The 26,310-nt window shown below is 57.9% G+C and carries 21 protein-coding genes and 1 pseudogene; 4 read left to right on the plus strand and 18 right to left on the minus strand.

Annotated elements, in window-relative coordinates; translation table 11 throughout:
• The first annotated feature begins 17 nt into the window (after positions 1-17).
• Positions 18-1,328 (plus strand): DUF3422 family protein, encoded by a 1,311-nt coding sequence (locus tag HLUCCO03_RS16515; protein ID WP_027830041.1) that lies wholly within the window; start codon positions 18-20, stop codon positions 1,326-1,328.
• An 8-nt stretch (positions 1,329-1,336) separates the two neighbouring features.
• Here HLUCCO03_RS16515 and HLUCCO03_RS16520 read toward each other — a convergent pair whose 3' ends face one another.
• Positions 1,337-2,125 (minus strand): ATP-binding protein, encoded by a 789-nt coding sequence (locus HLUCCO03_RS16520; protein ID WP_027830042.1) that lies wholly within the window; start codon positions 2,123-2,125, stop codon positions 1,337-1,339.
• A gap of 90 nt (positions 2,126-2,215) precedes the next feature.
• On the opposite strand from HLUCCO03_RS16520, the gene HLUCCO03_RS16525 reads away from it, so the two are divergent.
• On the plus strand, positions 2,216-2,656 hold the full coding sequence (locus HLUCCO03_RS16525) for a methylglyoxal synthase (RefSeq protein ID WP_027830043.1): 441 nt from the start codon (positions 2,216-2,218) through the stop codon (positions 2,654-2,656).
• Here HLUCCO03_RS16525 and HLUCCO03_RS16530 read toward each other — a convergent pair.
• Entirely contained in the window at positions 2,649-3,374 is a 726-nt protein-coding gene (locus tag HLUCCO03_RS16530) for a spermidine synthase (protein WP_027830044.1), read from the minus strand. The genes HLUCCO03_RS16525 and HLUCCO03_RS16530 overlap by 8 nt on opposite strands.
• A gap of 145 nt (positions 3,375-3,519) precedes the next feature.
• Here HLUCCO03_RS16530 and HLUCCO03_RS16535 point away from each other — a divergent pair, with 145 nt between their 5' ends.
• Positions 3,520-6,441: a transporter substrate-binding domain-containing protein gene (locus HLUCCO03_RS16535; RefSeq protein ID WP_081813456.1), complete on the plus strand. Its 2,922-nt coding sequence runs from the start codon at positions 3,520-3,522 to the stop codon at positions 6,439-6,441.
• Positions 6,442-6,521: 80 nt separating this feature from the next.
• Positions 6,522-7,493, plus strand: coding sequence for a cysteine synthase A (cysK, locus tag HLUCCO03_RS16540; protein WP_027830046.1), 972 nt, complete (start codon positions 6,522-6,524; stop codon positions 7,491-7,493).
• Between the two features lie 47 nt (positions 7,494-7,540).
• On the opposite strand, the gene HLUCCO03_RS16545 is transcribed toward cysK, so the two are convergent.
• The 16 genes and pseudogenes from HLUCCO03_RS16545 to HLUCCO03_RS16620 all read right to left on the minus strand — a co-directional run bounded on the left by HLUCCO03_RS16545 (position 7,541) and on the right by HLUCCO03_RS16620 (position 26,206).
• Positions 7,541-8,119, minus strand: coding sequence for a porin family protein (locus tag HLUCCO03_RS16545; RefSeq protein WP_027830047.1), 579 nt, complete (start codon positions 8,117-8,119; stop codon positions 7,541-7,543).
• Positions 8,120-8,260: 141 nt separating this feature from the next.
• The gene (locus HLUCCO03_RS16550; RefSeq protein ID WP_197025626.1) at positions 8,261-8,557 is read right to left on the minus strand and encodes a hypothetical protein; all 297 of its coding nucleotides are present in this window, start codon (positions 8,555-8,557) and stop codon (positions 8,261-8,263) included.
• Positions 8,554-9,462, minus strand: coding sequence for a triacylglycerol lipase (locus tag HLUCCO03_RS16555; protein ID WP_027830048.1), 909 nt, complete (start codon positions 9,460-9,462; stop codon positions 8,554-8,556). Before HLUCCO03_RS16555 ends, HLUCCO03_RS16550 begins: the two co-directional genes overlap by 4 nt.
• Before the next feature lie 119 nt (positions 9,463-9,581).
• Positions 9,582-10,082, minus strand: coding sequence for a hypothetical protein (locus HLUCCO03_RS16560; RefSeq protein WP_027830049.1), 501 nt, complete (start codon positions 10,080-10,082; stop codon positions 9,582-9,584).
• A 2-nt stretch (positions 10,083-10,084) separates the two neighbouring features.
• On the minus strand, positions 10,085-10,408 hold the full coding sequence (locus tag HLUCCO03_RS16565; protein WP_027830050.1) for a YqjD family protein: 324 nt from the start codon (positions 10,406-10,408) through the stop codon (positions 10,085-10,087).
• A gap of 208 nt (positions 10,409-10,616) precedes the next feature.
• Entirely contained in the window at positions 10,617-11,465 is an 849-nt protein-coding gene (locus tag HLUCCO03_RS16570) for a DNA ligase (protein ID WP_027830051.1), read from the minus strand.
• Positions 11,453-11,899 (minus strand): DUF4124 domain-containing protein, encoded by a 447-nt coding sequence (locus HLUCCO03_RS16575; protein ID WP_051603726.1) that lies wholly within the window; start codon positions 11,897-11,899, stop codon positions 11,453-11,455. The genes HLUCCO03_RS16570 and HLUCCO03_RS16575 overlap by 13 nt, the downstream gene beginning before the upstream one ends.
• 22 nt (positions 11,900-11,921) lie before the next feature.
• Entirely contained in the window at positions 11,922-12,092 is a 171-nt protein-coding gene (locus tag HLUCCO03_RS16580) for a hypothetical protein (protein WP_155939841.1), read from the minus strand.
• A 68-nt stretch (positions 12,093-12,160) separates the two neighbouring features.
• Positions 12,161-13,033 (minus strand): hypothetical protein, encoded by an 873-nt coding sequence (locus HLUCCO03_RS16585; protein WP_027830053.1) that lies wholly within the window; start codon positions 13,031-13,033, stop codon positions 12,161-12,163.
• Entirely contained in the window at positions 13,008-15,875 is a 2,868-nt protein-coding gene (locus tag HLUCCO03_RS16590) for a toxin VasX (protein ID WP_027830054.1), read from the minus strand. Before HLUCCO03_RS16590 ends, HLUCCO03_RS16585 begins: the two co-directional genes overlap by 26 nt.
• Positions 15,868-16,734, minus strand: coding sequence for a DUF4123 domain-containing protein (locus tag HLUCCO03_RS16595; RefSeq protein ID WP_027830055.1), 867 nt, complete (start codon positions 16,732-16,734; stop codon positions 15,868-15,870). Before HLUCCO03_RS16595 ends, HLUCCO03_RS16590 begins: the two co-directional genes overlap by 8 nt.
• A pseudogene (locus HLUCCO03_RS16600) lies at positions 16,734-18,811 on the minus strand (type VI secretion system Vgr family protein). The gene HLUCCO03_RS16595 and the pseudogene HLUCCO03_RS16600 overlap by 1 nt, the downstream one beginning before the upstream one ends.
• 77 nt (positions 18,812-18,888) lie before the next feature.
• A complete protein-coding gene (gene tssM, locus HLUCCO03_RS16605) occupies positions 18,889-22,473 on the minus strand; it encodes a type VI secretion system membrane subunit TssM (RefSeq protein ID WP_081813457.1) in 3,585 nt (1,194 codons plus the stop codon).
• Positions 22,474-22,506: 33 nt separating this feature from the next.
• A complete protein-coding gene (gene tssA, locus HLUCCO03_RS16610) occupies positions 22,507-23,946 on the minus strand; it encodes a type VI secretion system protein TssA (RefSeq protein WP_027830058.1) in 1,440 nt (479 codons plus the stop codon).
• A gap of 44 nt (positions 23,947-23,990) precedes the next feature.
• On the minus strand, positions 23,991-24,644 hold the full coding sequence (vasI, locus tag HLUCCO03_RS16615; RefSeq protein ID WP_081813458.1) for a type VI secretion system-associated protein VasI: 654 nt from the start codon (positions 24,642-24,644) through the stop codon (positions 23,991-23,993).
• Positions 24,641-26,206: a sigma-54-dependent Fis family transcriptional regulator gene (locus HLUCCO03_RS16620; protein WP_036197072.1), complete on the minus strand. Its 1,566-nt coding sequence runs from the start codon at positions 26,204-26,206 to the stop codon at positions 24,641-24,643. Before HLUCCO03_RS16620 ends, vasI begins: the two co-directional genes overlap by 4 nt.
• Positions 26,207-26,310 lie beyond the last annotated feature (104 nt).

The following is a 26,310-nucleotide window of genomic DNA, read 5'->3' on the forward strand; positions in this document are numbered from 1 at the left end:
TGTCAAAGGAACAAACCTTGAATCTCCCACTCAATCAGCTGGACCTGCATCCGCTCCGGTCAGAGCTTTACAACGAACTCCACTCCCGGCCGTTCCATGTATTGCCCTGCCCGGCACAGGTTACCCACATCGCCCTGCTGACCACACCGGAGCAACGGGCCGCCCAGTTCCGACACTGGCAAGACCTGCATATCATGCTGGGTGTTGATGAACCCGCCGATGATGTCAGCTGCTATGAAGCCACCTTCGGCTCCCTGCGTATCCGCCGTGAGATGCACATGGAGTTCGCGTCCTACACCTTTATCAATCTGGACGCCGGGGACGGGCACCAGCCTTTCCAGGACACCGGTATTTCATCGCTGCCCAAAGGCTGGCTTGAAAAACTCACTGGTACCGTGGTGGCCGCCTTTCATATCGACCTGCAGCAAGCCAAAAATGGCCCGGAATCCGACCTGGCGCAGATCCGTGCATGTTTTGAGGGGGAACGGCTGGTGGGCAGCAGTCCCTGGGAAGGCAAGGCCCGGGTGTGGGGCTCCTTCAAACTTCACAGCGACGGCTTTGGCCGTTTCATGGTGCTCAACCGGGACATGTCCGACAGCCAGCTCGGTCGCCTCACCCAGCGCCTGATGGAAATCGAGACTTACCGGCTGATGTCGCTGCTGTCGCTACCGCTGGCGCGGGAAATGACCCCGTCCCTGAACGACATGGACCAGCAACTGGCGGTGGTCACCCAGTCCCTGGCGGACAACAGGGATATCAACGAGCGCGAAGTACTGGCGGAACTGACCAATATTGCCGCCCGCATCGAGGCCTTCCGTGCCCATTCCACCTTCCGCTTTTCAGCGACACGGGCCTATCACAAGCTGGTACTGACACGGCTGGAGGAACTGCGGGAAGACGAGCTTTCCGGGCACCTGACCATCACCGAGTTCATGACCCGGCGCCTGACCCCGGCGGTGGAAACCTGCGAATCGGTGAAGGACCGGCTGGAAGACCTGTCCCGCCGGGTAGACCGTGCCTCGGACATGGTGCGAACACGGGTCGAGCTGGCCATCCAGAGCCAGAACCAGCAGCTACTGAGTTCCATGGACCGGCGCTCGAAAATCCAGCTGATGATGCAGCACACGGTGGAAGGGCTTTCCGTGGTGGCCATCAGCTACTACCTGGTGGGGCTGCTGAAACTGGCACTGGATTCCGCCTACGATGCCGGGTTTGATTTCAACAAGTCGCTGGTCCTTGGCGTTGCCATCCCGGTGGTCATCATTCTGGTATTCGTTGGTGTGCGGCTGGTTCACCACCGCTTCATCAGGCTGGCACGGCGACAATAGCCTCTGGCTTACCCGGAAAAAGCGTCCGGGTCCCCGGCAAACTGACGATAGAACTGCTGTGCCGTGCGGCCGTTGCGGGCACCGCGACTGGTGGCGAAACGCACGGCCTCCCGGTGCAGTGCCTCGCGGTCACCGACATCGGGGAACAGGGCATCAATGGCCTGCAGGTAAACGTCCTGGGCAAAGCCGTAGAAGGACAGCTGCAGGCCAAACCGGTCCGCCAGGGACACCTGCTCTTCAATGGCCTCGGCCGGGTGCAGCTCACCTCCGCGCATTTCGCTTTTCAGGTTATCGTCCATGAACTCCGGCATCAGGTGGCGACGGTTGGAGGTGGCGTACACCCGCACATTCTCCGGCGGCATTTCCAGCGAGCCTTCAAGCACACTCTTGAGCGCCTTGTAGCCGGATTCGCCCACCTCGAAGGACAGATCATCGCAGAAAATCACGAACCGCCAGGGCAGCTCGGCAATGTCATCGACAATCTCCGGCAGGTTCACCAGGTCATCCTTGTCCACTTCGATCATGCGCAGGCCCCGGCCCTGGTAACGGTTGAGCAGCGCCTTGATCAGTGATGACTTGCCAGTGCCCCGGGCACCCCACAGCAGGGCATTGTTGGAGGGTTCCCCGCCCAGAAAGCGTTCCGTATTGCGGGCCAGGGCCGCCTGCTGCCGGCCAATACCGGTCAGGTCGTCCCAGCCCACCGGATCCAGCCGCCGGATGGCCCGCAGGCCCTGACGGTGACGGCGCCAGACGGCAGCCGGTGTTTCTGCCCAGTTGATGGATTGGTCTGCTGCCATAACACCTTTTTCCTGTTCCGCGTCTGTGTTGATTATGAAACACTGGAGCCTGATACCGGATACCATCCCAACAAGGAGACTTTACCGCACATGGCCGTTAAATCCGTTGCCCTGGTCGCCCACGATAACAAGAAGCGAGAACTGGTGGACTGGGTTGCCGAGAACCAGACCCGCTTTGCCTCCCTCAGGTTGTATGCGTCCGGCACCACCGGCCGTCTGCTGAAAGAAAGCCTCAAGCGGGACGACATCACCTGCCTGCTCAGCGGCCCCCTCGGCGGTGACCAGCAGATTGGCGCCAAGATCGCCGAAGGCGAGATCGACCTGCTGGTGTTTTTCTGGGACCCGCTTGAGCCTCAGCCCCACGACCCGGACATCAAGGCCCTGCTGCGCATTGCAGCCCTGTGGAATATCCCCGTGGCCTGCAACCGTGCCACGGCCGAGTTTATCCTGACATCTGCCTACATGACTGACGATCAGCACCAACCAAAGAAACCGGATTTCTCAAGCTATACCGGCCGTTCTGTCAGCTGAGTGGCTTGCGGGCCAGGAACACGGTATTGGTCGACTCCCGGTTCTGGAACGGGTTGTAGAACGACACCACCCTGGCGTCCACATCCGTGAACCCCTCCCGCAGAATATCCATGAACGCCTCATCCGGTGGCTCGTTGGACCACATGGCGAACACCCCGCCGGGGCGCAGGTGCATGGCCATTCTGCCCAGACTTTCAGCATTGTAGAAACTGGCATTGGAGTCGTTCAGCAGCGCCCGGGGGGAGTGATCAATGTCCAGCAGGATGGCATCGAAGATCTTACCGGGGGCCTGCGGGTCAAACCCACCTTCCGAGACCGCGAAGTCAAAGAAACTGCCCAGCACGTAGCGACAGCGCGGGTCGTCATTCAGCACCTTGCCCAAGGGGACCTTCTCCTGCTGGTGCCAGTGAATCACCGTATCCAGCGCGTCCACCACCAGCAGCTCACTCACCCGTTCGTGCTTCAGGGCCGCTTCTGCGGTATAGCCCAACCCGAGGCCTCCAACGACGACTTTCAGCTGCTCACCGTCCACCGCATCCAGGCCGAGGTCGGCCAGCGCCACTTCCGCATCCACAAACATACTGGACATGAGAAACTCTTCGCCCAGTTTCACCTCATAGATATCGCGGTCGCCCAGTGCCGGAATACGGCGGCGGCGAAGGGTGATTTCCCCCAGTTGCGAGGGTTGACTGTCGATCTGCTCAAACAAGAGTCCCATGGTGTGTCCTGTAAAGTGTCCGGAAGCATTACATCCTACCATCGGACACCAACCACCGCAGGCTGAAACGCAACATCCCGTTGGGAAAACCCCGTGCAAGCAACTACACTCTCGATCTAATAAACACGGAATTGTGAATCACCCAATGAGCGCCGCAGTAACACGCCACAGGCAGTATCTGAATACAGTCCTGTTCTTTGCCTTTGCTGTGCTGATGCTCTTCTCACTGCCCACACCCACCTTGTCGGCCGATGACCAGACTGTTTCAGTGGGCATCGTGTCTGACAACAAGCCATACTCCAATATTGAGGGCCGCACCCCGACAGGTTTCTCCATTGACGTACTCCGGGAAGTGGGCCGCCATTCGGGACTGAATTTCGAATTTCGTGCCGGCACCTGGCCGGAAGTCTTTGGCGCCTTTATGAGAGGGGAAATCGACGTTATCGACGGCATCTCCTTCCGCGAGGAACGGGCAGAAAACATTCTCTTTACCGAGCCATACCACATCCGTCAGATCTACCTTATGCACGACCCTGCAAGCCCACTGGGCAACATCAGCTCACTGGAGGAGCTATCTGACTATCACATCGGCATCGTCAAGGATGTTTACTACCACGACGTTCTGGCAGATACAGGTGTCAACGTCACCAGCTACAGCTCTATCCCCAGCCTGGTTCGGGCACTGGCATTCGGCTGGGTAGACGGCATTATCGGGCCGGAACTGACCCTGAACTACTACGCCAACCAGGCCGGTTTCCGGTTTCTGGAGGTTGCCGGCGAGGCTCCGCTGGGTGAGCTTTCCCGTGAAGACTTTCGGCTGGGCGTTCTGAAAGGTAATGAAGACCTGTTTGAAGCCGTCAGCGATGGCCTGGATGCGATTCCGGAATCAACCATCAACGAACTCCTTCAACGCTGGTACGAGTTTGGCGGCGCGAGCATCAGTGAAAAGCCGGGCCTTGAGCTCACCGATGCCCAACAACGCTATCTCCGTGAAATCGGGCCCATCAGGGTCGGCTTCATGAGGGATTACGCACCCTTCAGCTTCCGCGACGCCAACACCCTGCAGGGGCTCGCTGTTGATGTCATGAACCGCGTTTCGGATCTGACAGGCTTACAGGTTATTCCGGTCACGGATCAGTGGTCAGAGCTATACCCGATGTACCTGCGCGGCGACATCGATATCATGGCCAACATATCGGAGAACCCGGAACGCCGGGAATCCAGCCGATTTACCGCCCCCTATCACATCATTCCCAATGTTGCCTTTTCACTCGATGACTCGCTGGGTTTCAACGCAATCGCCGACTTGCAGGGCCTGAGAGTGGCCATCGGAGCCGGCATCTATTATGAAAAAACGCTGAAAGAACAGCTTGGCGACAATGTCTATTCTTTTACCTCACAGAGAGCCATGTTTCAGGCGCTGAAGGAGGGTACCGTCGATGTGGTGCTGGCGGCCTTGCCCAATGGCAATTACTGGGTTCGCCAGTTGCGGATGACCGGAGTAACCATTGCCGGGGAGATTACCCTCGATGGTAAACCGGGGGAGGACTTGCGCTTTGGTGTTCGGCCAGCGCTTGAACCGCTGGCATCCATTATTGATGAGGCCCTCGCCTCTATCAGCCCCACGGAAATGCGAACCATTGAAAATCGCTGGCTGGGTGCATCCGCACGCAGTGCGCCGGATCTTCCGGGCGAAGTGACATTCACCGATGCCGAAACAGCCTGGCTGGAACAAAGAAAACAGCAACTCACGCTCTGTGTTGACCCTGACTGGCTGCCACTTGAAGGGCTGGATGAAGCGGGCCAACACAAGGGGATAGCAGCAGATACCTTCAAACTGTTTTCCGAACGTTCGGGCATTGAATTCACGCCTCTGCAGATCGACACCTGGCCGGAATCCGTCGCGGCCGCCAAAAGCCGTGAGTGCGACATGTTTTCAATGGCCATGGAAACCCCGGAAAGACTCGGATACATGAACTTTACAACGCCATATGCCGAGATTCCCGGCATTCTCGTGGGGCGCATAGAAACACCCTTTATTAATTCACTGGAGGACCTGGGCGATAGACCCGTGGGCATAGTTGAGGGCTATGCATTTGTCGAATTGCTGAGAACCCTGAACCCGGACCTCAACCTGGTGGAAGTGGCCAATGAGAAAGACGGTCTGCGGATGGTCCAACAGCGAGAACTCGCCGCCCATCTGAGCACCCTGGCCACCGCCAGCTATCATATGCAGGAACTTGGGCTGGCTGATCTCAAAGTGATCGGACGAGTACCGCTGGACTGGTCCCTCGCGGTCGCTACCCGCAACGATGAGCCGGAACTGCTGGGTATCATGCAAAAGCTGGTGGAGAGCCTTACCAAACAGGAACGCAGCCGCATAGAACAGAACTGGAGCGGCATCAACCTGCAAGAGAAAACCGATTATGCCCTGGCCGCGCAACTGACGGCTGGTGCGCTGATAATTCTGGGTTTGCTATTCTACTGGAATCGGAAGCTCGGCCGGTTAAACCGTGAACTCGCCGCTGCCAACGAAAGACTTGCCCACCTGAGCGTTACCGACGACCTGACCCAGATCGGCAACCGCAGCTATTTCGACTCCGAATACAACAAGAGCTTCCAGTGGTGTCAGCGGCACAAGGAAGGTTTTGCGATTGCCATGGTGGACGCCGACCACTTCAAAACCATCAACGACACCTATGGTCACGACGCCGGCGACCAATGCCTGAAAGCCCTGGCCGACATCATGCGTGAGCATTTCCGCCGCGACACGGACCGGCTGACACGGTTTGGTGGCGAGGAATTCGTGATTTTCACCTCTTTCAGCGACCGGGAAGAGCTGATCTCACGGCTTGAAAGCTTCCGCGAAGCCGTCGCCCGCAGCTCAACCCCCTGCGACGATGAACAGCTGCGGTTCACCGTCAGCATCGGCCTTGCCACCGGCATCCCCGGTAAGGATTCGTCGCCGGCCGAGTTTCTGAGGCTGGCTGATCAGGCACTTTACTCAGCCAAACAGAACGGGCGCAACCGCCTGGAAGCCCGGACCGTCCATCCTGATTCCGCTTGAGTACATGGATGTCGCATCCTATCCGAACCAATCCTGAGCGGGGTGATATGATAGCCGTAAAACAACAGGGAGAATCCATTATGGCCAACATATATGAAGATAACTCGCTCTCCATTGGCAACACCCCTCTGGTAAGACTGAACCGTGTGAATGACGGGGCCACCATCTGGGCCAAGATCGAGGGGCGCAATCCGGCTTATTCCGTCAAGTGCCGCATTGGCGCCGCCATGATCTGGGATGCCGAGACACGCGGCGTTCTCAAGAAGGGCATCACTATTGTTGAGCCCACCAGTGGCAATACCGGAATTGCGCTGGCGTTCGTGGCAGCCGCAAGGGGATACAAGCTGATTCTGACCATGCCATCGTCCATGAGCCTTGAGCGCCGCAAGGTTCTCAAAGCCCTTGGCGCGGCACTGGTCCTGACGGAGCCGGCCAAGGGGATGAAAGGAGCCATCGCAAAAGCGGAAGAAATTGTCGCCCAGGATCCGGATAAACACTTCATGCCCCAGCAGTTCGAGAACCCGGCCAACCCCCGCATACATGAAGACACCACCGGCCCGGAGATCTGGAATGACACCGACGGGGCTGTCGATATATTCGTCTCCGGTGTCGGCACCGGCGGCACCCTGACCGGTGTGTCCCGTTACATCAAGCACACCAGGGGGAAAGCCATGACCACCGTTGCAGTGGAGCCTGAAGACTCGCCGATCATTACCCAGTTCCGCAATGGCGATGAGCCCAAACCCGCACCCCACAAAATCCAGGGCATCGGCGCCGGTTTTATTCCCGGCAACCTGGATATGGACCTGGTGGATGAAGTGGAAACCGTCAGCAACGACGAAGCCATGGCCATGGCTCACCGGCTGATGCTGGAGGAGGGCATCATGTGCGGTATTTCCTGCGGTGCAGCCGTTGTGGCAGCCATTCGCATCAGCAAGAAGCCGGAATATAAAGGCAAGAATATTGTCGTGGTGTTGCCGGATTCAGCAGAGCGCTACCTGTCATCCGCGCTGTTTACCGACCGGTTCGGAGAGCTGGAAAACGTGCAGTAAACGGGTTGCCCGGGGCGGAGTTGCCCCGGGCGGTCATGCCGGCACAATCAGAACTGGAAGCGCAAACCTACACGGGCAGTATCGAAATCGGGACCGTCGTTGGTGACCTGACCGTTGAAATCATCCTCATCGATATCCACGTTGTAGCGGTTGTATTCACCGAAAGCGGTAAGCTGTTCGGTTACCCGGAAATCAACGCCGGCACCGACGTACGGATTAACCTCATCGTACGTCTCGCTTTCGTCAAAGGCGTCCACATCAAAGGCTGATGCAAATGCACCACCTTTGGCATACACGCCGAAGGTATCCGTCAGCGGCAGCCTGGCCCGTAACCCCAGCGCCACACCTTTGAGCTTACCGTCAACCTCATTGTCACCGAATTTACCGAAATCGATGTATTCACTTTCCAGTGCAAAAAACTCGTTGAACTGGTACCCCAGGCCAATGCCGAACAGGTCGTTCTCATCGTCAAACTCGCCGCCATGGGACTTGTAGCCGCCATAACTGCCGCTTATAAATACACCTGAACTGTCGCGATCGGTATTGTCCTGAGCCCAGACAGCCGGGGCTGCCAGAATGGCCGATGTCATAACCGTTACACATGCAAGACCGGATTTATAGCTCATATCGCATTCATCCTTCTGAGTTCAGAAATAAATGACTTCCTTCTGGATTAACCGGTAAAGCTTCATTCCGATTACCTGAACTCAGGCTACCGACAAATTCGCCGGATTTGGGTTAAATGCGAAATACGATGTGTTCACCTCTTATTCATGTAATTTAATATCAGGTTTAAAACTTTCCGGTGAATTTGCAGTTCGTGCCAGCATGCCGAGGCTGGAGGCAACCAGCGATACGCTGCGATAGGACAGGCGGGAAATACCATGATGTATATGCCGTACCCCCTCACTCCAGGGCCGGGTGACCGGTACCCGTTGCAGGATATCGAAGGTCTCATCGGCTATAGACAGGTGCACACGCTCAAGCTTGCTTGCACCATGGTTCAGACCAGTGGCCGCTATATCGGCGACACCGGCCCACCAGTTGCGGTTTTGCTCGTTCATAACAGCCACTCCCTGAGCTGGCCGGCCACATCGGGATGATGGGCCAGACGGATATGATCAATGCCGGGGAAGGTGGCGATGCCGCTGAGCGACCAGCCTTTTCGCTCGCTGCCACGAGCGCTGGATTCGTGCACCAGTGCATCCCCGAACAATGCGTTAACCGGGTGTTGGCGAGAGCATGCCAGCAGGCCACAGACGACGTAATGCCTGGCGCCCGGGCACAAGGGTGGCTCACCATCCTCTTCGCTTACAACCTCTCCCCGGGACAGGTTACGAATGCCGGCACTGCGCAGGTCGATCACCTCACCGATCACCCGCAGGTAATCCCGCGGCGTCTGTTTCATCAGGTCTGCCGTGGCTTTTGCGCCCTTTGCCAGCCAGGAGCCGTCGTGGGGTGATCCGATGTAGACACAATCGCCAAGCTGTTCCACCCAGCGCAAGCCCCGGGCATGGCCATAATGGCAGGCGCTGCGTATCAACAGTCCACCCATGCTGTGGCCAATCAGAATAATCCGCTCTACGGGCACAGGCCAGTTACGAACGAGTGCTTCAAGCAGCGTCGCCAGGTCTTCGCCGTTACGATGGATGGGGCGACCACTGTTGTAACGCAGGGTCAAAGGAGTGATTTTCTGCCCCGCTTCTGCCAGCAACGACCCGTAATGGGCACCCTGTTGCCCGGGAAGATTCCACACGGACTCCAGCTCCATCAGCCCGTGAATGGAAAGGCAAAGCGTTGTACCTGGTTGCCCGACATCCGGAATCTGAGGATCAACGGTGTCACGCCCGTGGAAGACCTCCATGGGCAGGGCCAGCGGATTGTTACGGGCCTCAAGCCAGTCCCCGAGAAAACCACTGAGAATGGCCGAGGCCTGTTTTTGCCATGCCGGGCTGGTGTCTGAACTCATGAGCAACCGCTACCATCTGAAGATGTGCCTTCAGTCTACTCTGATCACGGCCGTAACGATTGGCTGAATTTCCAACAGAATCCGGCGGAGGGGCAATCCTGTCCAGCCCCGGGTGACAGTCAGGTTGCGGGAGCATCCTGTTCGCTTGTTGCGGCATGCGCTTTTTCCGCTCCTCTTGCCTGCTCGGCTTCCGCCTCCTTCATCAGAACCATACCGCCCTGCAACAGCAGTGACTTCAGCCGGGGATCACCCTGCTCAACCACACCCAGGGTGAACGCAGCAAACACCGCTTCCAGGGGATTCTTGCGGACAAGGTCCCGGATAGCATCGATTGGCGTGGGTGATGATTGCCCCTTCCCGGAAGTGGCAGGCTTTTTCGAAGACACCGGACGGGGCATTCGGTAGAAAAACAGGGCAAGTAATAACAGACATGAAAAGCCCGTCACCGCCATGGCACCGGCGTCCCCCAGAAACGGAGACAGTGCCAGTGTGGCGGCATTGACGAGCAGGTAAAAACCGGTAATCAACAGGGCGACCAGCAGCACAAGGGCCAGCATGAAACCAAGAACGGCCGCAACGGCTTTGCGCAGGACGCCCTGTAACCAGGCTGAGTCAGGCATGTTCAGCGGTCCAGCAATCGACCAACAAGCAGCCCTGCGAGGAACATGATGATGATACTGAGGAACGGTCGCTCCTCAATTTTGTGCTCGACATCGTCCACCGCCTTGGTGCCGGCATCACGGGCACGATTGAAAGCCTCATCCCCTTTCTGTTTCACCTGATCAAACGCTTCGCGGCTTTCACGGCGAATTTCATCCCGGAGGTGGCTGATGTTGTTTTTCTGCCCATCGGCAACGCTTTTGGTGAGTTTGGCGAGGTCATCGCGGAGTTTCTGAAGATCCTCCCTGACCTGTTCGTAATCGTTCTGACCGGATTTCGCTTCCATTTGTTGCCTCCTTATCAGTAACCAATACTGCTATTTCGGCTTTTGGTAACGATATGAACTGTTGAATGAATGGCTGCAGGAGAAAGTCCGATAATCTTCCGGCTGACATTCAGGCACTGTGGATTGCTAAAGAGTGGCCACAGCTCACTTAACTGTAGCACACGCTCGATAACCTCGGATGAAGACCTCGTAATTCGGGCCTGCCGGATCAGGGCCCTTCAGGCTCATCGTTCCGTACCCGCAGGAAACTGGCAAATCGCGGCAGCCCCGTGGTGGTGTAGCCATAGTATTTATAGGTGATGATCGAGCCTACCGGTGGTGGATTCCTCCGCTGCGCGTCGCTGAAGCCGGTACCGATACGAAACTGCCGGCCATCCTCACGCTCAACCCTGATCGAGCCCATCATTCCACGGTATTTGCCACTGCCGGGCAAGTGCGCCACCACGACAGCTTCGGCATCATCGAAACGTTTTACTTTCAGCAAGTCATCGGAACGACCCGTGGAGTGATGGCTGTCGCCGCGCCGCAGCATCAGCCCTTCGCCGCCGGCTGCCACGGTATCATCCAGTAACGCCATCAGCTCATCGCGGTCTGCCACCCTGCCCTGTGCCACCATCATCAGGAACGGCGAGGGCGAGGGCTCCAGCAAATTTTCCATGGCTAGGACACGCTCAGAAAACACCCGATCAACCGCAGGCAGGTCAAACACCATAAACCGCACCTGCCGCCAACTCTCATCGACGGGCTCGAACCGGCGCACAGCGCCCGACAACTCCGCAAACCGGCCCCTCCCCATCCAGAACTCACCATCCATGGGCACATCGGGAAAACCCTCGGTAAACCAGCCAGGAGCCCGATATTCATTGCCACCCCGGGACCAGAACCGCTCCCCGTCCCAGTAGGCCCTCACACCATCAAGCTTTTCACTGACCCAGTAGTCGTCAAGGGCAACGCCTTCCTCGTAGACACCGGCAAGGGCCAGGTCAGGCGGATCTGCATGGGCAATTGACAGGGCAAAGAGAAGGACAGTGGCGCACAGCAGAGTCAGGAATCGCATTCACTTTGGACTCTGGCCTGGAAATCACGACGAAGCTGCATGTTCTCTTCATCGTCGACAAAAACGCGCTCTCCATCATTGTTGAGGCGATAGATACCCGACACGCTCTTGAGATACCTTAACCGCGCCCGCAAAGCCTGACAGCGGGATTCAAGCTTTGCCGACCTCGCTTCCTGCTCGGCTTTAATCCTATTGCGCTCGGCACGCTCCCGCCCGCTCTGCTCCAGAAATTCGTTCACACGCCGCTTGCGTTCATCCACTGCTGCATCTGCGGCCGGAGTAGCACTTTTCAGCGTTACCTCCTCCGGGGCCGCATTGGCAGGTGGGCGATCGCCGAAGTGTATCTGGCTATTTTCATCCACCCAGCGGTAGGTGCCGGCGTGGGTAATGGAGGCTATTAACAAGCATAGGAGGATTAGGAATCCTTTCTTCATTTTCTAATCTCCGTACACGGGACTACAGTTCCGCTTTACGAGCAGGATGGCTGCAGAGCTGCTTGTCATGGTTATCGTCCAGAACGATACGGAGCCCGTTTTCACCCGTAACGTTCCGGCCATCCTTCACGTACTCAACCAGCAATTCAAGCTGTTCCCAATTTTCGTGGTTGTAGTGGGTAAGCTGACACATAAATCCTGGGGAGAAGCCTCTATCTTATTTCTGAAATCAAAAATATCGACAGATAGGAGAGCTCAAAATCAGTAATAATTAATCTTCCCAAAAATATCTTCAACTTCCTTGGGCCATTTAAATTTAAACGGAGTGACCTTCCACCAAATAATTGAAGGCATAAAAATAAGAAATATTATATGCCCAAAAAGACGACGACCTGGTTCGTCAGCAACATATTTATTGTACGAGTCATAATTTACTGCATATAAATTTTCTTCGTCCTCAAGATCAATACCATCACTATAATATCTGACAATAAAATTCCATTTCTGATACAAATGATCTTCTTTAAAGTACGAAGAAATCTTTTTTCTCTGTAAAGCTCGTTTAGGGGTTTTCCCACAAAAGTAGTACTGGTCGCGTAGAAAAAGATGAGAATAATATTGCCTCTCCCACATCACGCCGGAGCCGAAATATTGTAAACTATAAGAAAAGGTCACCTCCAAATCGTCCCACGGAATCCGATAGAAGGTGCCCCGATGCCCGACATACACAAAGCCTTCCTGCCTATCAATCCGGAGTGGCAGCATTACCGGCACAAAGATTTCGAACAAGTATACAGATAACCATAGGGGTATAAACAAGAACGCAGATGCTGCGAACACCCCTTCGTAGAACTGGTCTATCACCCACATCACGAACAACGCAAGTATCATGAATACACCTACGAATCCTATGATATATCTGCGGAGACTCATGAAAGCTGTACGGATGTCCATAAACCGTTTGCTTACATAGGCAACGCCATGGTCTAACCCTTCCGAAGAATCGGATTCCCTCTTCACCTTCCTGGCAGGCGGACTGGCGAGCCGCTCACCATAGGTGCGGTACAGCCGCTTCTCCAGTTGTTGCTCAATGTCTGTCTCTGGTAAATCACAGCTCAAAGGTGAGTCGCTCATCAACACCCAGCTCCTCTACATCGTTTCCATCCAGGATGATGCGTAGCCCCTCATCCCCCGTGATTTTTCGGCCATCTTTAACATATTCAATCAGCAACTCAAGCTGGTCACGATTGTTATGGTTGTAGTGGGTGAATCGGTACATTGCTCCATACTGGGGAAAACTCGCAACCATTCTTCGCTCGAACAAATCCGTGATCTCCTCCCACTTATCTTCAAACACCCAGTTTCTGTCTGCCTCAAATAGCCTGACAGTAGCGGTACACGAAGCCTGATCAAACCCAGGGAAATACACAATAAAACTCGTGAATTCCGACAGAATCTTGTACTCGCCCTGCCGGGTGATCTCCGGATGCCTGCTCATATGTTCAGTAACTTGGACCGTGGGAGAGAACAGCAGATAGTAGAAGGCGTCCAGCTCCGCCTCAAAATACTGCCTAACTTCGACACCCTCATCGGGTAGAATAATGGACCTACTCGTATCCAACAGTTCTTCGTTCGGTGGTCGTGATTGATCATCCCAGTATCGAAGAGTTCGGGCATCGCCCCAGAAGGACAGCGACAGGAAATCTTCGATCCGAGATCGGGCGATGTACACCTGGATCGCGGTTACTGCAGCGGTTATTGCAACCAGAACTGCGCCCACCAAAATAATAGGCGCCCCTACCACAGTAGCCGTTCCCGCCACTGCCAAAGCAACCAGATAACCGAGCCCGATTGCTAATCCGATCTGGACACCTGCCAGAGCCAGCGCCGCATCGTAGTCGGTATGCCAGGCGCGCCAAGCCGTTCTTCCTTCAAGCCCTATCGCCAGTATAGGCCCGACATATGGAAGAAGCTTTACTGCGGCTTTCGCTAAAAATCTCGCACCCGCAGACACTACCTTTATATCCTTTAGCCAGCTCAGAGCCACCAAACCTCTAGCGCTAGCCGACGATAAATTCACCCCCAAAGCTTGCGCATATTCCGACCGAACTAACAACCCACTAAAGTTAACCACGCCTTCAGCCAAGCTCCATAGGCTGTCAACAAAGGGAAGCCATTTATCCATGGCGGACCGGTCGCCCAGCATTACATCCTGTTGGGTTTCCTTTAAAGACGACATAAGGCCAACCATGTTTACTGCATGGAAAAACGTCATCGCCCCAATGAACTTGCCACGATTCTGCTTGATCGATTCGACCACTGGATCAAGACGCGTATGCAACCAGCCAAATGGGTTATCCTTGAAATCAGGGGTCAAATGGAACACGTCAACCAGACTTCTTCTCAGTCGATTCCGGATATCGACTTCCATCATACCTGCGGCGACAGGCGATAAAGCCGCACCGGACAGGTTGTAGCCGGAGGATGCAGTCAGCGCATCTTGATGAGCCTTAAACAATAGATCCGTTGCCGTATCTAGCGACATACGGTGCTCATGAACCGTAATCTGGTACCGCCTGCCAACGTCTTTAATCCACTTTTTCCACTGCGGTCTGGTTTGCCGGTTTCTTGCCCACTCTCCCATTTGCGCTGCAGGCGTAGCAAACTCCAACAACAATGTATCTGTAGCAGTGGTTACACTCACGAAAGCGGGCAGGTCATACATGCTATCGACGATATTGAGACGGCCATAGTCGAAGCCCGGAAGATCTTTCAACTTCTCGGTAATTTTGTTGGTGGAAGAAACAAGGAACAGAACCGCTTTTACTGCATTGCCGACAATACCGGCTTCGCCTTCCTCCGCCCCCAGCCATTTGTTGGCATCTTCTCGGCCCCGTTTCGCTGATACGTAGCCGTCCAGAATATCCGCCAATTCTTTCTCTACGGCCTCAAATCCCGAGACCATGCAAATATCATTAAATTCAAGCTTCCTGGCCAGCCGGTCCGAATCAATCCAGCGTTTCCAGTCGTCAAAAACGCGGCCACGCTCTCGATCGTACTCTTCGACCTGCTTGTGATACTGAGCAACGAAGGCCTCTTTATCCGCAGTACGAATGCGTTCCTTCAACTCATTTCTGACATCTTCCTGGTCATCTGCATTGGTCTTTTTGCTGGCCTCAAGCTCGATAAGTGCATCTGCCAGTTTTGCTGTGGAGTAGGGGTAAACATTCTCCTCAGCATAATTCGTAATCAGATTGACATAGAGGGCATGCAATTGCCCAAGCTCGGAGGTAATTCCAATCTCATCATCCAACGCGACGCAATAGGAAAACTCAGTTGCTTTTTTGCTCTGGCCCTGCAAATCCTGTTCGGAAAGGCCGCTGGTAAAATCTGTCAGGCTCCACTCGAACTCCGCCTGTTCCTCTCTATACTCCTCGACAAACTGGTTTACCGTTTCGGTTTCCGCAATGTTTTCACCGTGGCCCTTGGCAACCAGTCCATCCAGATTGAAAGCCTGCATATATTCGCTGCGAACTTCCGCATCTTTTCTGGCAAGCTCCTGTAAACGTACGGTCCATCGATGCTGTACAAACTTCAGGAAAACCTTTCCCGCCTCTGGATGATGAATGCACGGCAGGGCACTCTCGGCATCCGCATCAGGAAGGAGCACAGAATTTATACCTGCCTGAACTTCACTGATGATTCCATCTTCGCCAACCCGGTATTCATGAAGTGTCCCGTACAACTCGGAATACATGTACACCCAACCGGCCTTCAGAGTCCGCAGACAATAGAAAGTTTTCTCCAGTGAAACACTTGGAGGACGGAAGTTAGCAGGCAGCGCGGTTTCTTCCTGACTAATTGCCCAGCGTACCGGATACAACGCAACGGTTTTGAGCTGGAGCGGGCACATCTGTGCGGCTGAATCGATGTCATCTCCACCCTGTAAAAACGCTGAGCTGTTTGCACTACCCATGGACCAGTCCCTCCGTTGACTTTTTCTCGGCGAATTCTGCAATTCGCGCTATCGCTTTTCCTGGAGCTGCGGAATTCTTGTTCCACAAAGTCTGCACATCGCTGTCATCGAATGCATGATGCCCAAGCCAGCCAATTGTATTGATATAAAGGGCGATATCGCGGGCACTGTACAATCCCCGCGCTTTCGCCGCGTCGACCAGCGCAGAGACTACGCTCCAATCCCGTTTATCGGTGTCGGTTTTCTGAAGCAAATGGGGAAAGTAGTTTTCAACATGCAACTCGAGCTTCCTGAGCGCTGTCTGTTCCGCCGCTCTCTCCATGGCAACCTGATGTTCTTCACGAATGCTGAACATCTCAGTCTGCCGTTCACTGTGGGGTTGATCGTTATGGAAGTAATCCCACTCACCCGTGCGGCGATCCTGAATGGCAAGCAGGCTACAGGGCCCCATCAATCGCCTCACATCGTCACCTGATGGATCCAATTTGAACAGATGCCGCGCAATTTCAGGATCATAGAACCGGAAAACGACCTCATCACCAGTGGCCAACCTGGCCATAAGCAATCCACGCAAGTGGTCCATGACATTTTCAAAGTGACAGTCGGCCTGCAATACAATGGCAGCACCCTGGTGTTTCCACTCCTCGAAGCATTTATGTGCCAGGGCGTTATCCATTCCTGCCTCAACCAGCCACGGTGAAATCTCCAACAGGTCGGCAAGCTCGGTCTCCCTGTAGAGGGCGTCGCAATGAGGTGTGTCCAGTTCACGATAAATAACCTGGGACAGGTTATTCACCTTTGCGCCATCAATGAGAAGGAACGTCTTGCCGTTGCCGGAAAGCCCCGCCACATTACCCATCAGACAACACCTTGTGGTTCTGGTGAGCAGACCTGGCAGACACCCTTGCCCTGGTTAGCGGCATTCTTGATGGCGCGTATCTGGTCGGGCTTGGCCATGGGTCTTTGGGGTGTCTCCGGCAGAGGCAGCGGCCCCACAGCCCCACCATTCTTCTCCACCAACCCGGGCCTCTCCGCCACCTGAACCTTCTGCCCACTGCCCTTACCGGGTGATCCACCGGCATTCATCTTGATCGCCGCCCCACCCATGGCCACGCCACTGGGATCAATCTTCACGAAGCTGCCGCCGGCCTTGAGGGTGATTTCGGCGCCGGCTTCGATAACGGCTTTCTGGCCGGCCTTGATGTGCAGTTCGGTGCCGGAGTCGCTGAGCCAGGCGGTGCCAGCTTTGAGGTGCAGGGTGCCGGTAACGTTGAAACTGTGGTCCTTGCCGGTTTGTTCGCGCTTCTCGCCGTCCACCGTGGTGTGGTCGTTGCCCTTGATGTGGGCCTTGCGGTGGTTGTCCACAGTGAGGTGGCTGTCGTTTTTGACAACCTCAGTGCGGTTGTTCTCGGTCAGCAGGTCCAGGTTTTTCTGGGCATGGATATAGATCTGTTCCTGGTCCGCCTCGTCTTCGAACCGCAGTTCATTACTGCCCTCACCCTTGTGGGTCTGGGTTTTTAATGTGGTCCGGGTTTTGTGTTCCGGCAGCGCATAGGGCGGTGTGTTGGTGGCGTGATAGGTCCGGCCGGTAATGATGGGCTGGTCCGGGTCGCCGTCCAGGAAACTGACGATGACTTCGTGGCCGATTGCAGGGCCATGAAGCCATATTGGCCGCCGGCCCAGCCCTGGCTGACCCGCAGCCAGGCGCTGCTGTGTTCATCATTCTTTGAGTATCTGTCCCAGGGGAACCGGACTTTGACCCGTCCGTGTTCGTCGCAGTGAATCTCTTCGCCTTCGGGGCCGGTGACGATGGCAATCTGGGGGCCGTCCATCAATGGTCGATGTTTGACCTGGGGCCGCCAGGTGCGGTCACCGGGGATGGCGTTGAAGGCGTTGTGATAGGTGGTGGCGTCACCGTTACCGTCCTCTTCCAGGGCCTGGGGCTGTTCGCCGGTGTGGGTGATGCGGGTAAACAGCCAGTCCCGGTTCAGTTTGGGGTTGTCGTGTTCGGTGAGTTCGACTTTAGCGCCTACGGTGAAGTCGGGGCGGTTGCTTTGGCCGTGGGCCAGGGTGGCGTCGTTTCTCAGGGCGTCCAGCCGGGCTTCGGTGAAGGGCTGGCCGCTGGCGTCGGCTTTGAAACGGCCGGGGTAGTCGTAGTGTTGATAGTCCTCCCGCTGGGCGTCCAGTTTGTCGGCCTGGCTTTCATGCATTAATGCGTAGGCGGGGTTCCTGAAGGTGTAGTCCTTCATGGCCACAAAAGATGCTTTGACCCGTTCCCGGTAGGTGAACTGGAAGACGGCGCTCTGGCGGGTGCTGCCGCCGGCCTTGCCGTTGTATTCCACCGGTTCCAGCCTTGGGGCGTCGCCGTGGTGGTCAGCGATGATCAGGGCCGGCTGTTCTTCACCGTTGACATCCCCGTGGTGGTAGCGGTAGTGCCAGCCTTCTTCGGCCGACAGCCTCTCCATAAAGGCCAGGTCGCTTTCCCGGTGCTGGACGCAGTATTCCCGTTCTTCGGGGGTGCGTTTGAGATCAAAGACCGTATCGATGAGGCCCCGCTCTTCCAGCAGGGTGCGCACGATGGCGTCGGTGGTTTGGGTCTGGAAGATGCGGCTGTTGTGCATCAGGCCCAGGCGCCAGAGCGGGGGCTGGACGATGACTTCGTAGCAGGTGCGGCGGTGGCCGGTATCGCCCCGGGCGAACTCGTTGGCCACGCCGTGGAAACGCCGCAGCGGAATGCCATCCTGCCAGACCACCAGTTCCACGGGCTGTTCCAGCACGTCTTCTGCGGGGATATCCGGGGCGATACTGGCCAGTTCCAGCTTGCAGTGAAATAACTGTGAGAGGTGTTCGGTCAGTTCGAAACGGACGACCGCGAACAGGTCTTTGGGAAGTTCGCCAAGGGTGGCGGTGAACTGCAGTCCGGTTGCCTGGGGCATTCGATCCTTGAAGCAATAAAATCCTGAACCACCAGAACGGGAAACGTCCTGTTCCCGTTCTGGCGACGGTGCGTAGTCTAATACAGACTGCGTGGTATCTGGTACCCCGCAAGCAGTTGCTGTGTGAACGGGTTGGTATTACTGCCCGCATGCAGGCGGTAGCGCATCTCGCCCTCATCCAGCACAAACCGCACATCCACGGCACTGTTGCTCACGCCGGTGATGTCCGCCTCATCCAGCAGGCGGAACAACGCCCAGGGGCCGTTCTCGGAGAGGCTGCGCGGTGACCGGTTCACTTCCGTGGGCACCAGCGTAACCCGGCTTTCCACAGAATCTCGCAGGGTGTTGGGCCACACCAGGGGAATGCTCTGCCTCGGGCCGTGGCTGAATTCCACCAACTGACCATCGACGTTCATCACGCTGCGGCGTTTGTTGGAAGACAGGTGAAGCGGCTCAAGGGCAAACTCCAGGTCCAGGGATCCGCTGCGGGTGAAGAAGGCGCGGCGGATGTCTCTGGCTTTGTCCAGCGAGGACAACACATCATTGCGAACCAGGCTGGCGCGCTTGGAACCGGCAATGTGCTCCGGATGGTCCTCGATAAACAGCTTCAGGTTGTCATTATAGAATTCGTCGAGAATGCCATCCGGCGCGAAGAAGCGCTCGAAATCCTGCAAAGCGGCGTCACGACCGGCTCCCGGGCTGAAGGGGTAATGCCTGGCCAGGCTTTGCTGGAACGGTTGGTACACTTCCTGGTACCACTGGCGTTCCAGTTCGGCCACGGCCTGGTCCAGCACTACCCGCCAGCTCTCGGCAGCCAGTTTTTCCAGCATGCGATCAAGGGGCGCTGGCTGATCCGCGGCCACACGCTGGAGGGTGAAGATCGGGTCGGCGCCTTCCAGTCCCATGCGGGCGCGGGCAGCCGAGAGCGCTGCCTTGCCCCGGTCCGGGGCTTCCTGAATGCCACGAAGGTATTCATGGAGGCTTTCGACCACTTCCATGACCTGCTCCATATCACTGGGGTCGTCGCCCTCCTTGTCCATGAGCTCATTCAGGTCGGTAAACTGGCGCTCAATGTCCTGCACCATCTGGTAGTGGGCGGATTGTTCCAGGAGCTTGCGCGCGGCCTCTGCTTCCTCACCGCCGGCTGGGATGATACGGGTATTGGTGGTTACGTGGGCCATCAGCTGGTTGAGTGGTTCATGGCCACTGGTCAGGCTCTCCAGAATGCGCACACCGTGGTTGAGGTCACTGAAGTCCTGAATATCGAGCCGGCTCATGGCGCGGCGCCAGCTGGATACGTAATTCTCCGCGTACAACGACTGTAACTGCGCCTGAAGTTCGGCTTCGTCGGCTTCACTGAAGTCCACGTCGTCGCGGCGACCGAGCACCCAGGCATCCACCAGCGCCAGTTCGGTGACGGAGCCGGATTTACGCAGGAACCAGGAATCCATCCCCTCGCGGGTCAGCAGGGAGGGAATCACCACCGGGTTTTCGGTTTCTTCACTGTCATCGTCCATGGAGTCACCGAATTCATCCAGGCGAACAAAGACCGTACTGAAGGCAGGGCCGGACTCCCGGGCCAGGTCCAGCGGTGAGCGGAAATTCTGCTCGGCCTCCTTTTCCAGATCGCGATAGACCCGGTCCGGCGTGGCGATACGCCCGAGCTCCTGCTGCGCCCACTGAACGCTGCTGCGGAAAGGTGCCAGCGCCATGTCTGCGGTCTTGTCCCCGTCCTTGACCCGCTGGTTCAGGTCCGTATGCAGCAGGGCATAGTCCAGGTGGCTCATCAGCCGCTGCTGCAAATCTCTCTGGGCCGGGAACATCTGCTGCCAGTAATCACTCATGTAGTCGCGCACAATATCCATGCGGCGGCCGCTGGCATCGTAGAGCATACGCAGCACACGCAGGTGGTCCAGCCGCTCGGAGCTGTTGTCCGGCGCTTCACTCATCTCTCCCATTACGCCCAGCATCAGCGCGGGCATGAACTGGTAGGCCAGCATGTCCAGGTAGGATTCTTCCACTTCCGGGCCTACCTCGTGGCCCTTGTAGAGGCCCATGTCGGACACCAGTGCCGGCTCCGAACGGTAATCCCCGAAGGCCAGCGTGGCCTCCTGCAATTGGTCCAGGGGCTCCAGCAGGTTGCGGCCGGTGGTGTCCGGCTCGTACCCGATGGGGCGCCAGTTGTCGACAAAGCTGCGCACCCGGTCTTCAACCGCCTCGGCGGCCCGGGCGTTCTCGATGAAGTAGTGCTGCCAGCCGGCGGTCATACCCAGGCCCGCGGCAACAGCCACAACCGCCGCAACCGCAATCCGGCGGCGCCGGCTACCAACCACCTTCTGGTTGTCACCGGCCAGGCCCGCCTCACGATAGATCACCTTGGGGAACAGCGTTTCCGTGAACAGGCTGGTAGACTGCCCGCCCCGCTGGGCCGGCTGAATCGGGCTGGCAAGCCCGTAGTTGGCAGCGGCGGCGGATACAAAGGCATCCTCCGGCACACCTTCCTGAACCACCGAGGTGAAGTAGGTGCCCCGCACCAAAGCTGGCGTTGAAAAGGCATCTGCCGACAGCAGGTCCGCCAGGAACTGCTCCAGAACCGGCTTCAGGCCCGCCAACTGGCGGGTAAAGGAATAGGCCGCGGCACGCTCCTCCGGGTCCCGCGTCGCGGAAAGCACATCCGGAAGCCGCTCACCCAGTTGCTCCGCGAGGTGGCTGAAATTCTGGTCGAACTCACCCAGCCAGTCATCGGCGTCGAGCTGGCCATCCAGCTGGTAGGTGAAACCGAGCGGGTTCTCCCGCTCGGCTTTGGTCAGTGTTCGGGCAAACGGAGCGAAACCGTACAGCAAATCCATCTTGGTGAAGCTGATGTACACCGGCAAACGTGAGCCCAGTTGCTCCATCAGTTCCCGCAGGCGGGTACGCAGCAGAATGGCCTGGGCCTGGCGCTGCTGATCGCTGCCGCTACTCAGGCGGGCAATGTCCACCGCCAGCACAACCCCGTTCAACGGGCGCTGGGGGCGGTTTTTTTCAAGCCAGTTGATGAAATGGGTCCACAGCCGTTGCTGGATCTCGCTGCTGGCGCCCTCTCCGTCGTTCTGGCTCAACAGTTCGCCATCCGGATCAATCAGCACACCGTTGTCGCCCACCCACCATTCAAAACCAAAGGGATTGCGCTCGGTGCGGGGGCTGCGTGTCACGTTGGTGAGGGTATAGGTCTGGCCGGAGCGCTGGATCAGGCTTGTCTTGCCGGCATCTTCCAGGCCCATCACCAGATACCAGGGCAGGCGATAGACACCCTTGCGGCCCGGCAGGTTGCTCTTGAGCTCCGCCAGCCGGCGGTCGAGCAGGCGCTGCTGGCGGCGCTCCAGTGGCAGGATGGGATCTTCCTCTTCCTTCTGTTCCTCTGCCTTGGCTGCGTTGATCCTGCTGAGCTTGCGGGCCAGCGCCATTCCCCAGACCATGGTCACCAGCAGTACAACCCCCAGGGTCACCAGGGCACGCATCTGCCAGGCCGCCAGAGGGTATTCCCCATTAATTTCCAGGCGGGGTCCCAACCACCAGGTTGCGGCCAGCAGTATCACCACACCCAGCGCCAGGGTAACCGGCGCCGCACTGCGCACATAGGGCAGTATCCGTCGTCCAATGAGTAGGGCATTTCTCCACATGGTGTCCATTCCTGTTGATTGATCCGTCGGTGTTTACGCAAGTCGGTCGAGCCGGGCCACCAGGCCAGGCTCCCAGTCTTCAAGGCTCATGCCCCGGGTCTGCTCCCGCAGGTCCTGCACCTGCTGCTTCGCCAGGTTTTTCATGCCGCTGTCTTTCAGTAACTGGCTGCTCATCAGCCGCCAGTAAAATCTGTCCCGGGGTTCACGGGCGGCTTCCAGACCCTGTTCCAGCAGCTGCATGGCCGGAGCCAGACCCTTCTGTTCCATAACAACCCGGGCGTCGTCATAGGCCTGTTCCCAGGCGCTGGCCCCGCCGGCAGATCCGCCTTTTGTCGGGCCACTGAGCATCCAGTCCGCCACGGCCTTGGGCAGGAAGGGTGTGCCGTCGTTGAAGGTCATGTCGGCCAGTTCCGGCAGCCGCTCCACGAAGGCTTTGACGGCGGTACGAATGGCTTCGGCACAGGCTTCGTGCCCCAGCGCCGAGGCCACCTGGGCGCTCAGCCAGTGGCCTTCCAGCCAGAACGGGCTGACGGACAGGCTTTGCTCGATACGTTGCCACAGCGCCAGATCCGGTGATTTCGACAGGCTTTCCCGGTAGTCCGCCACTCGGTCAGCACTGACCGCTGCCAGGTCACTTTTGATGCCGTCCCGGGTCGGGGGCGTGGAGGTAATCGTTTGCCAGATCCCATAGCGGCGCATCTGATAGCCCAGAGGGTCTGCCGGGGAGGATTCGGTCAGCATGTCCGCCACTTTCAGCAGGCTCTGGCGGGTGGCCCGTTCGTTGGCCGGGTCCAGGGTGAGATTGCCGAGGCTGGCGGAAGCAGCGCTGGTGACCGGGGATGAAGACGATCCACCGCCGGCCGGCTGACTCGACGCTTCTGCCTTTTCAGGCGCCGCCGAAGGTTTTGGGGTATCGGATGGTGACGGCAGTTTTTCCACGGCCCGGCGCAGATCAATGAGACCGTCATCCGGCAGGTCGCGCGCACTTGCCTGCTCCACCAGTTTGCCAAGGAGTGTCAGGCAGAATGCGCGGCCGTCGCCGACACCGCCGTCAAAGGTCAGCGCTGACGTTTCCTTGCCGGCGCGCTGCATCATCTGGGTCATCAACATCTTGCGGGCGCGTTTGCCCTTGTCGCCCGGGTAGGGCCAGGCGTCGTCCCACCAGCTGTCCAGCACCCGGTGCAACAGGTACAGCGACAGGGCAAAACGCTCCCCGTTGCCGCCACGCTGCAGGCACAGCAACAGGAAGCCCAATACCTTGAGGTCCTTGCTGGTGTCCGACAACAGGCGCAGCGATTCGCTTTCCACCTTGCCCCATTCAACTCCGGTGTGGGCCAGCGAGCCCACTTTCATGATTTCGTTTTCCAGGTACTCCATGGTGGCGTCGTCCATCAGGTTCTTACCCGTGGAGGCTTCACCGGAAAACGTGCTCAAAACCTGTTCAACATATGGATGCTGCTCTACTGCCTGCATGTCCAATCCCTGTCGTTACCAATCGTGTTTCAATGTCTCAGCGGCTACCAGCCACAGTCTTCCCGCAGTGGTCGCAGGGTTTCCCGGAAACCCTCAAGGTCAAACATCAGCCCGTCGATGGCGCTGCTTGATGAGGCAACGGTGACACCCGAGCCCCCGGCCACTTCCTGAACGGTGCGGATGGCGGGCAATCCCCGGCCACCGCTGATGACGAATCCGTCGTCCCTGACCCGCCAGATCTGCCGGCCCTGGCCGAAATCAACGGTTACCCGCTCTTCCTTGAGGGCCTTGGGCAGCATCAGCGTGAGCTCGGTGATGTTGTTGTGGCACTGCACCGCCAATACCGGCCTTGGCGGTTTCACTCCCAGTGCGCTGATGGTCAGCAGATGGCCGGCCCGATCCGCGGTATCACGGTAAAGCGGGCCATCCCCGGGCTCCCGGTTCTGTTCCTGGGCGAAGGCCTGGCGCCAGCGTTCCGGCTGATTGCCACCCACGGCGTCCTTGATGGCGACGGCGACGGGGGTGCCAAACACCTCATCGAAACAGGCCAGCCGTTCCAGGCGCTGGCTCTCTTCCACACAGGCCTCGGCCGCCGCCAGTTGCTGGTTTACCTCCGCACTGGCGGCCAGGGAAAACGTCAGGCCCAGGGCGCAGAGCGCCATGGCATAGGGGCTGTTACTACGAATAAACGGGTTCACGCTTCGGTCACCTGATATTTCAGACATTTATGGGCCAGGGTTCGCTTGGGCAGCCCCAGACTCTCGGCAGCCTGGGCACGGTTGCCGCCATACTGACGCAACCGCTCACGGATGATGGCGGCTTCGAAAGCCTGGGCGGCCGCCCGCAGGTCGTCCACTTCATCCGCCTGGGGGACTCCCGGAACGACGCCTGCCTGGAAGTCGGCGGCGTAGCAGTTTTCCTGGCTGGGGAAGAGCTCGTCGATGCGCAACACTTCCGGCTGGATATCGTCGCCCACCGGAGTCTGCAGGCAGGCAAACTCGACAATGTTCCGCAGTTCCCGGGCGTTGCCGGGAAAGCTGTAGTCCGCCAGCATGCCCAGGGCGTGGCTGCTGATGCCCATGGGGCCAGCGCCTTCCCGGGCGGTGTACTCGCGGATAAAGTGCCGGCACAGGGGTTCCAGGTCTTCCGGGCGCTCCCGCAGGGGCTTGACCCGCAAGGGGAACTGGCTGAGCCGGTAGAACAGGTCCCGGCGGAAACGGCCGTCCTCGATGCACTCGCTCAGCGGCTGATGGGTCGCCGCCACCAGGCGGAAATCGGAGTGCTGTTCCTGCTGCGCTCCCAAAGGCCGGAAGCGTCGGCTCTCCAGCACCCGTAACAGTTTGGACTGCAGGGCCATGGGCATGTCACCGATTTCGTCCAGGAACAGGGTGCCGCCATTGGCCTGGGCCAGCAGCCCGTCCTTGGCCCGGTCAGCGCCGGAAAAGGCGCCTTTGGTGTGGCCGAAAAGTTCGCTTTCCAGCAGTGAGTCGGGAATGGCCGCGCAGTTGACCACGACAAAGGGCCCTTCGGCCCGGTCCGAGAAGCGGTGGATGCCCTGGGCCACCAGGTCCTTGCCGCAACCGGTTTCGCCCTGCACCAGTACCGACAGCTGGCTGCCGGCGGCGCGGATGATCTGGGCGCGCAGTTCGGTCATCGCCGCCGAGTTGCCTACCAGGGTGTCGGCCAGTTGCTCGCAACGCTGGCGCACGGTTTCGGCATCGTGGAGGTGGTCCAGGGAGCGCTTGAGCATGCGCCGCTGCCAGACCTGGTCGCTGGTTTTGAGCTGGCTGACCCATTGATGGGACAACAGGGTCAGCAGGCCCCGGTACAGAGGCTGGGCGGTGATGCCCTCCCACTCGGGTTCTTCGTTGCAGAGCACCAGGATGCCGAGGGTGCGGCCGTCTTCGCCCTTGATGGGTTCGAGCCAGAATGACCGGGGGCGGTTGCTGGCTTCGACAAGGGCCTGGAAGCCTTCGTGGTCGAGGCGGTAGCTGGCAGCGCGGGACAGTTCCCGGGCTTTGCCCTGTTGCAGCAGGTGAGCAAAGGGATGACTGAAGTCGCCGCAATCGAATTCGCCCTGCTCGCCCAGTGCGGCACAGTGGAGTGTCCGGCCGCTGAGGTCGAGTTCCAGTGTCCAGCAGCGGGTGAGGCCGAAGGTGTTTTGCAGTTGCCGTGAGGCGACTTTCAGCAAGTCTGGCAGGTTGTCCTGCCGGAGTAGCTCAACTGCCAGGTCTATGCCGGTGTGCAACTCCATTTGCATCCGTCCCATTCTTTCAGTTCCCTGTAGTCGTTGTTCGCCGACCGCGTACCCTGTGGTTCGGCTTTCCAGAACACGCTGTGAATACATCCCTGTACGCTCCGCTC

It is taken from the genome of Marinobacter sp. HL-58 (genome assembly GCF_001314605.1).
Taxonomy (GTDB): Bacteria; Pseudomonadota; Gammaproteobacteria; order Pseudomonadales; family Oleiphilaceae; genus Marinobacter.

Coding starts and splice junctions, on each gene's coding strand:
- HLUCCO03_RS16555 (WP_027830048.1), bottom strand. CDS start 9,462: ATGAGTTCAGACACCAGCCCGGCATGGCAAAAACAGGCCTCGGCCATT.
- HLUCCO03_RS16620 (WP_036197072.1), bottom strand. CDS start 26,206: ATGCAAATGGAGTTGCACACCGGCATAGACCTGGCAGTTGAGCTACTC.
- HLUCCO03_RS16560 (WP_027830049.1), bottom strand. CDS start 10,082: ATGCCTGACTCAGCCTGGTTACAGGGCGTCCTGCGCAAAGCCGTTGCG.
- HLUCCO03_RS16570 (WP_027830051.1), bottom strand. CDS start 11,465: ATGCGATTCCTGACTCTGCTGTGCGCCACTGTCCTTCTCTTTGCCCTG.
- HLUCCO03_RS16590 (WP_027830054.1), bottom strand. CDS start 15,875: ATGGGTAGTGCAAACAGCTCAGCGTTTTTACAGGGTGGAGATGACATC.
- HLUCCO03_RS16520 (WP_027830042.1), bottom strand. CDS start 2,125: ATGGCAGCAGACCAATCCATCAACTGGGCAGAAACACCGGCTGCCGTC.
- HLUCCO03_RS16575 (WP_051603726.1), bottom strand. CDS start 11,899: ATGAAGAAAGGATTCCTAATCCTCCTATGCTTGTTAATAGCCTCCATT.
- cysK (WP_027830046.1), top strand. CDS start 6,522: ATGGCCAACATATATGAAGATAACTCGCTCTCCATTGGCAACACCCCT.
- HLUCCO03_RS16530 (WP_027830044.1), bottom strand. CDS start 3,374: ATGGGACTCTTGTTTGAGCAGATCGACAGTCAACCCTCGCAACTGGGG.
- HLUCCO03_RS16580 (WP_155939841.1), bottom strand. CDS start 12,092: ATGTGTCAGCTTACCCACTACAACCACGAAAATTGGGAACAGCTTGAA.
- HLUCCO03_RS16550 (WP_197025626.1), bottom strand. CDS start 8,557: ATGAACGAGCAAAACCGCAACTGGTGGGCCGGTGTCGCCGATATAGCG.
- HLUCCO03_RS16595 (WP_027830055.1), bottom strand. CDS start 16,734: ATGGGTAATGTGGCGGGGCTTTCCGGCAACGGCAAGACGTTCCTTCTC.
- HLUCCO03_RS16535 (WP_081813456.1), top strand. CDS start 3,520: ATGAGCGCCGCAGTAACACGCCACAGGCAGTATCTGAATACAGTCCTG.
- tssA (WP_027830058.1), bottom strand. CDS start 23,946: ATGCAGGCAGTAGAGCAGCATCCATATGTTGAACAGGTTTTGAGCACG.
- HLUCCO03_RS16585 (WP_027830053.1), bottom strand. CDS start 13,033: ATGAGCGACTCACCTTTGAGCTGTGATTTACCAGAGACAGACATTGAG.
- tssM (WP_081813457.1), bottom strand. CDS start 22,473: ATGTGGAGAAATGCCCTACTCATTGGACGACGGATACTGCCCTATGTG.
- HLUCCO03_RS16565 (WP_027830050.1), bottom strand. CDS start 10,408: ATGGAAGCGAAATCCGGTCAGAACGATTACGAACAGGTCAGGGAGGAT.
- HLUCCO03_RS16525 (WP_027830043.1), top strand. CDS start 2,216: ATGGCCGTTAAATCCGTTGCCCTGGTCGCCCACGATAACAAGAAGCGA.
- HLUCCO03_RS16545 (WP_027830047.1), bottom strand. CDS start 8,119: ATGAGCTATAAATCCGGTCTTGCATGTGTAACGGTTATGACATCGGCC.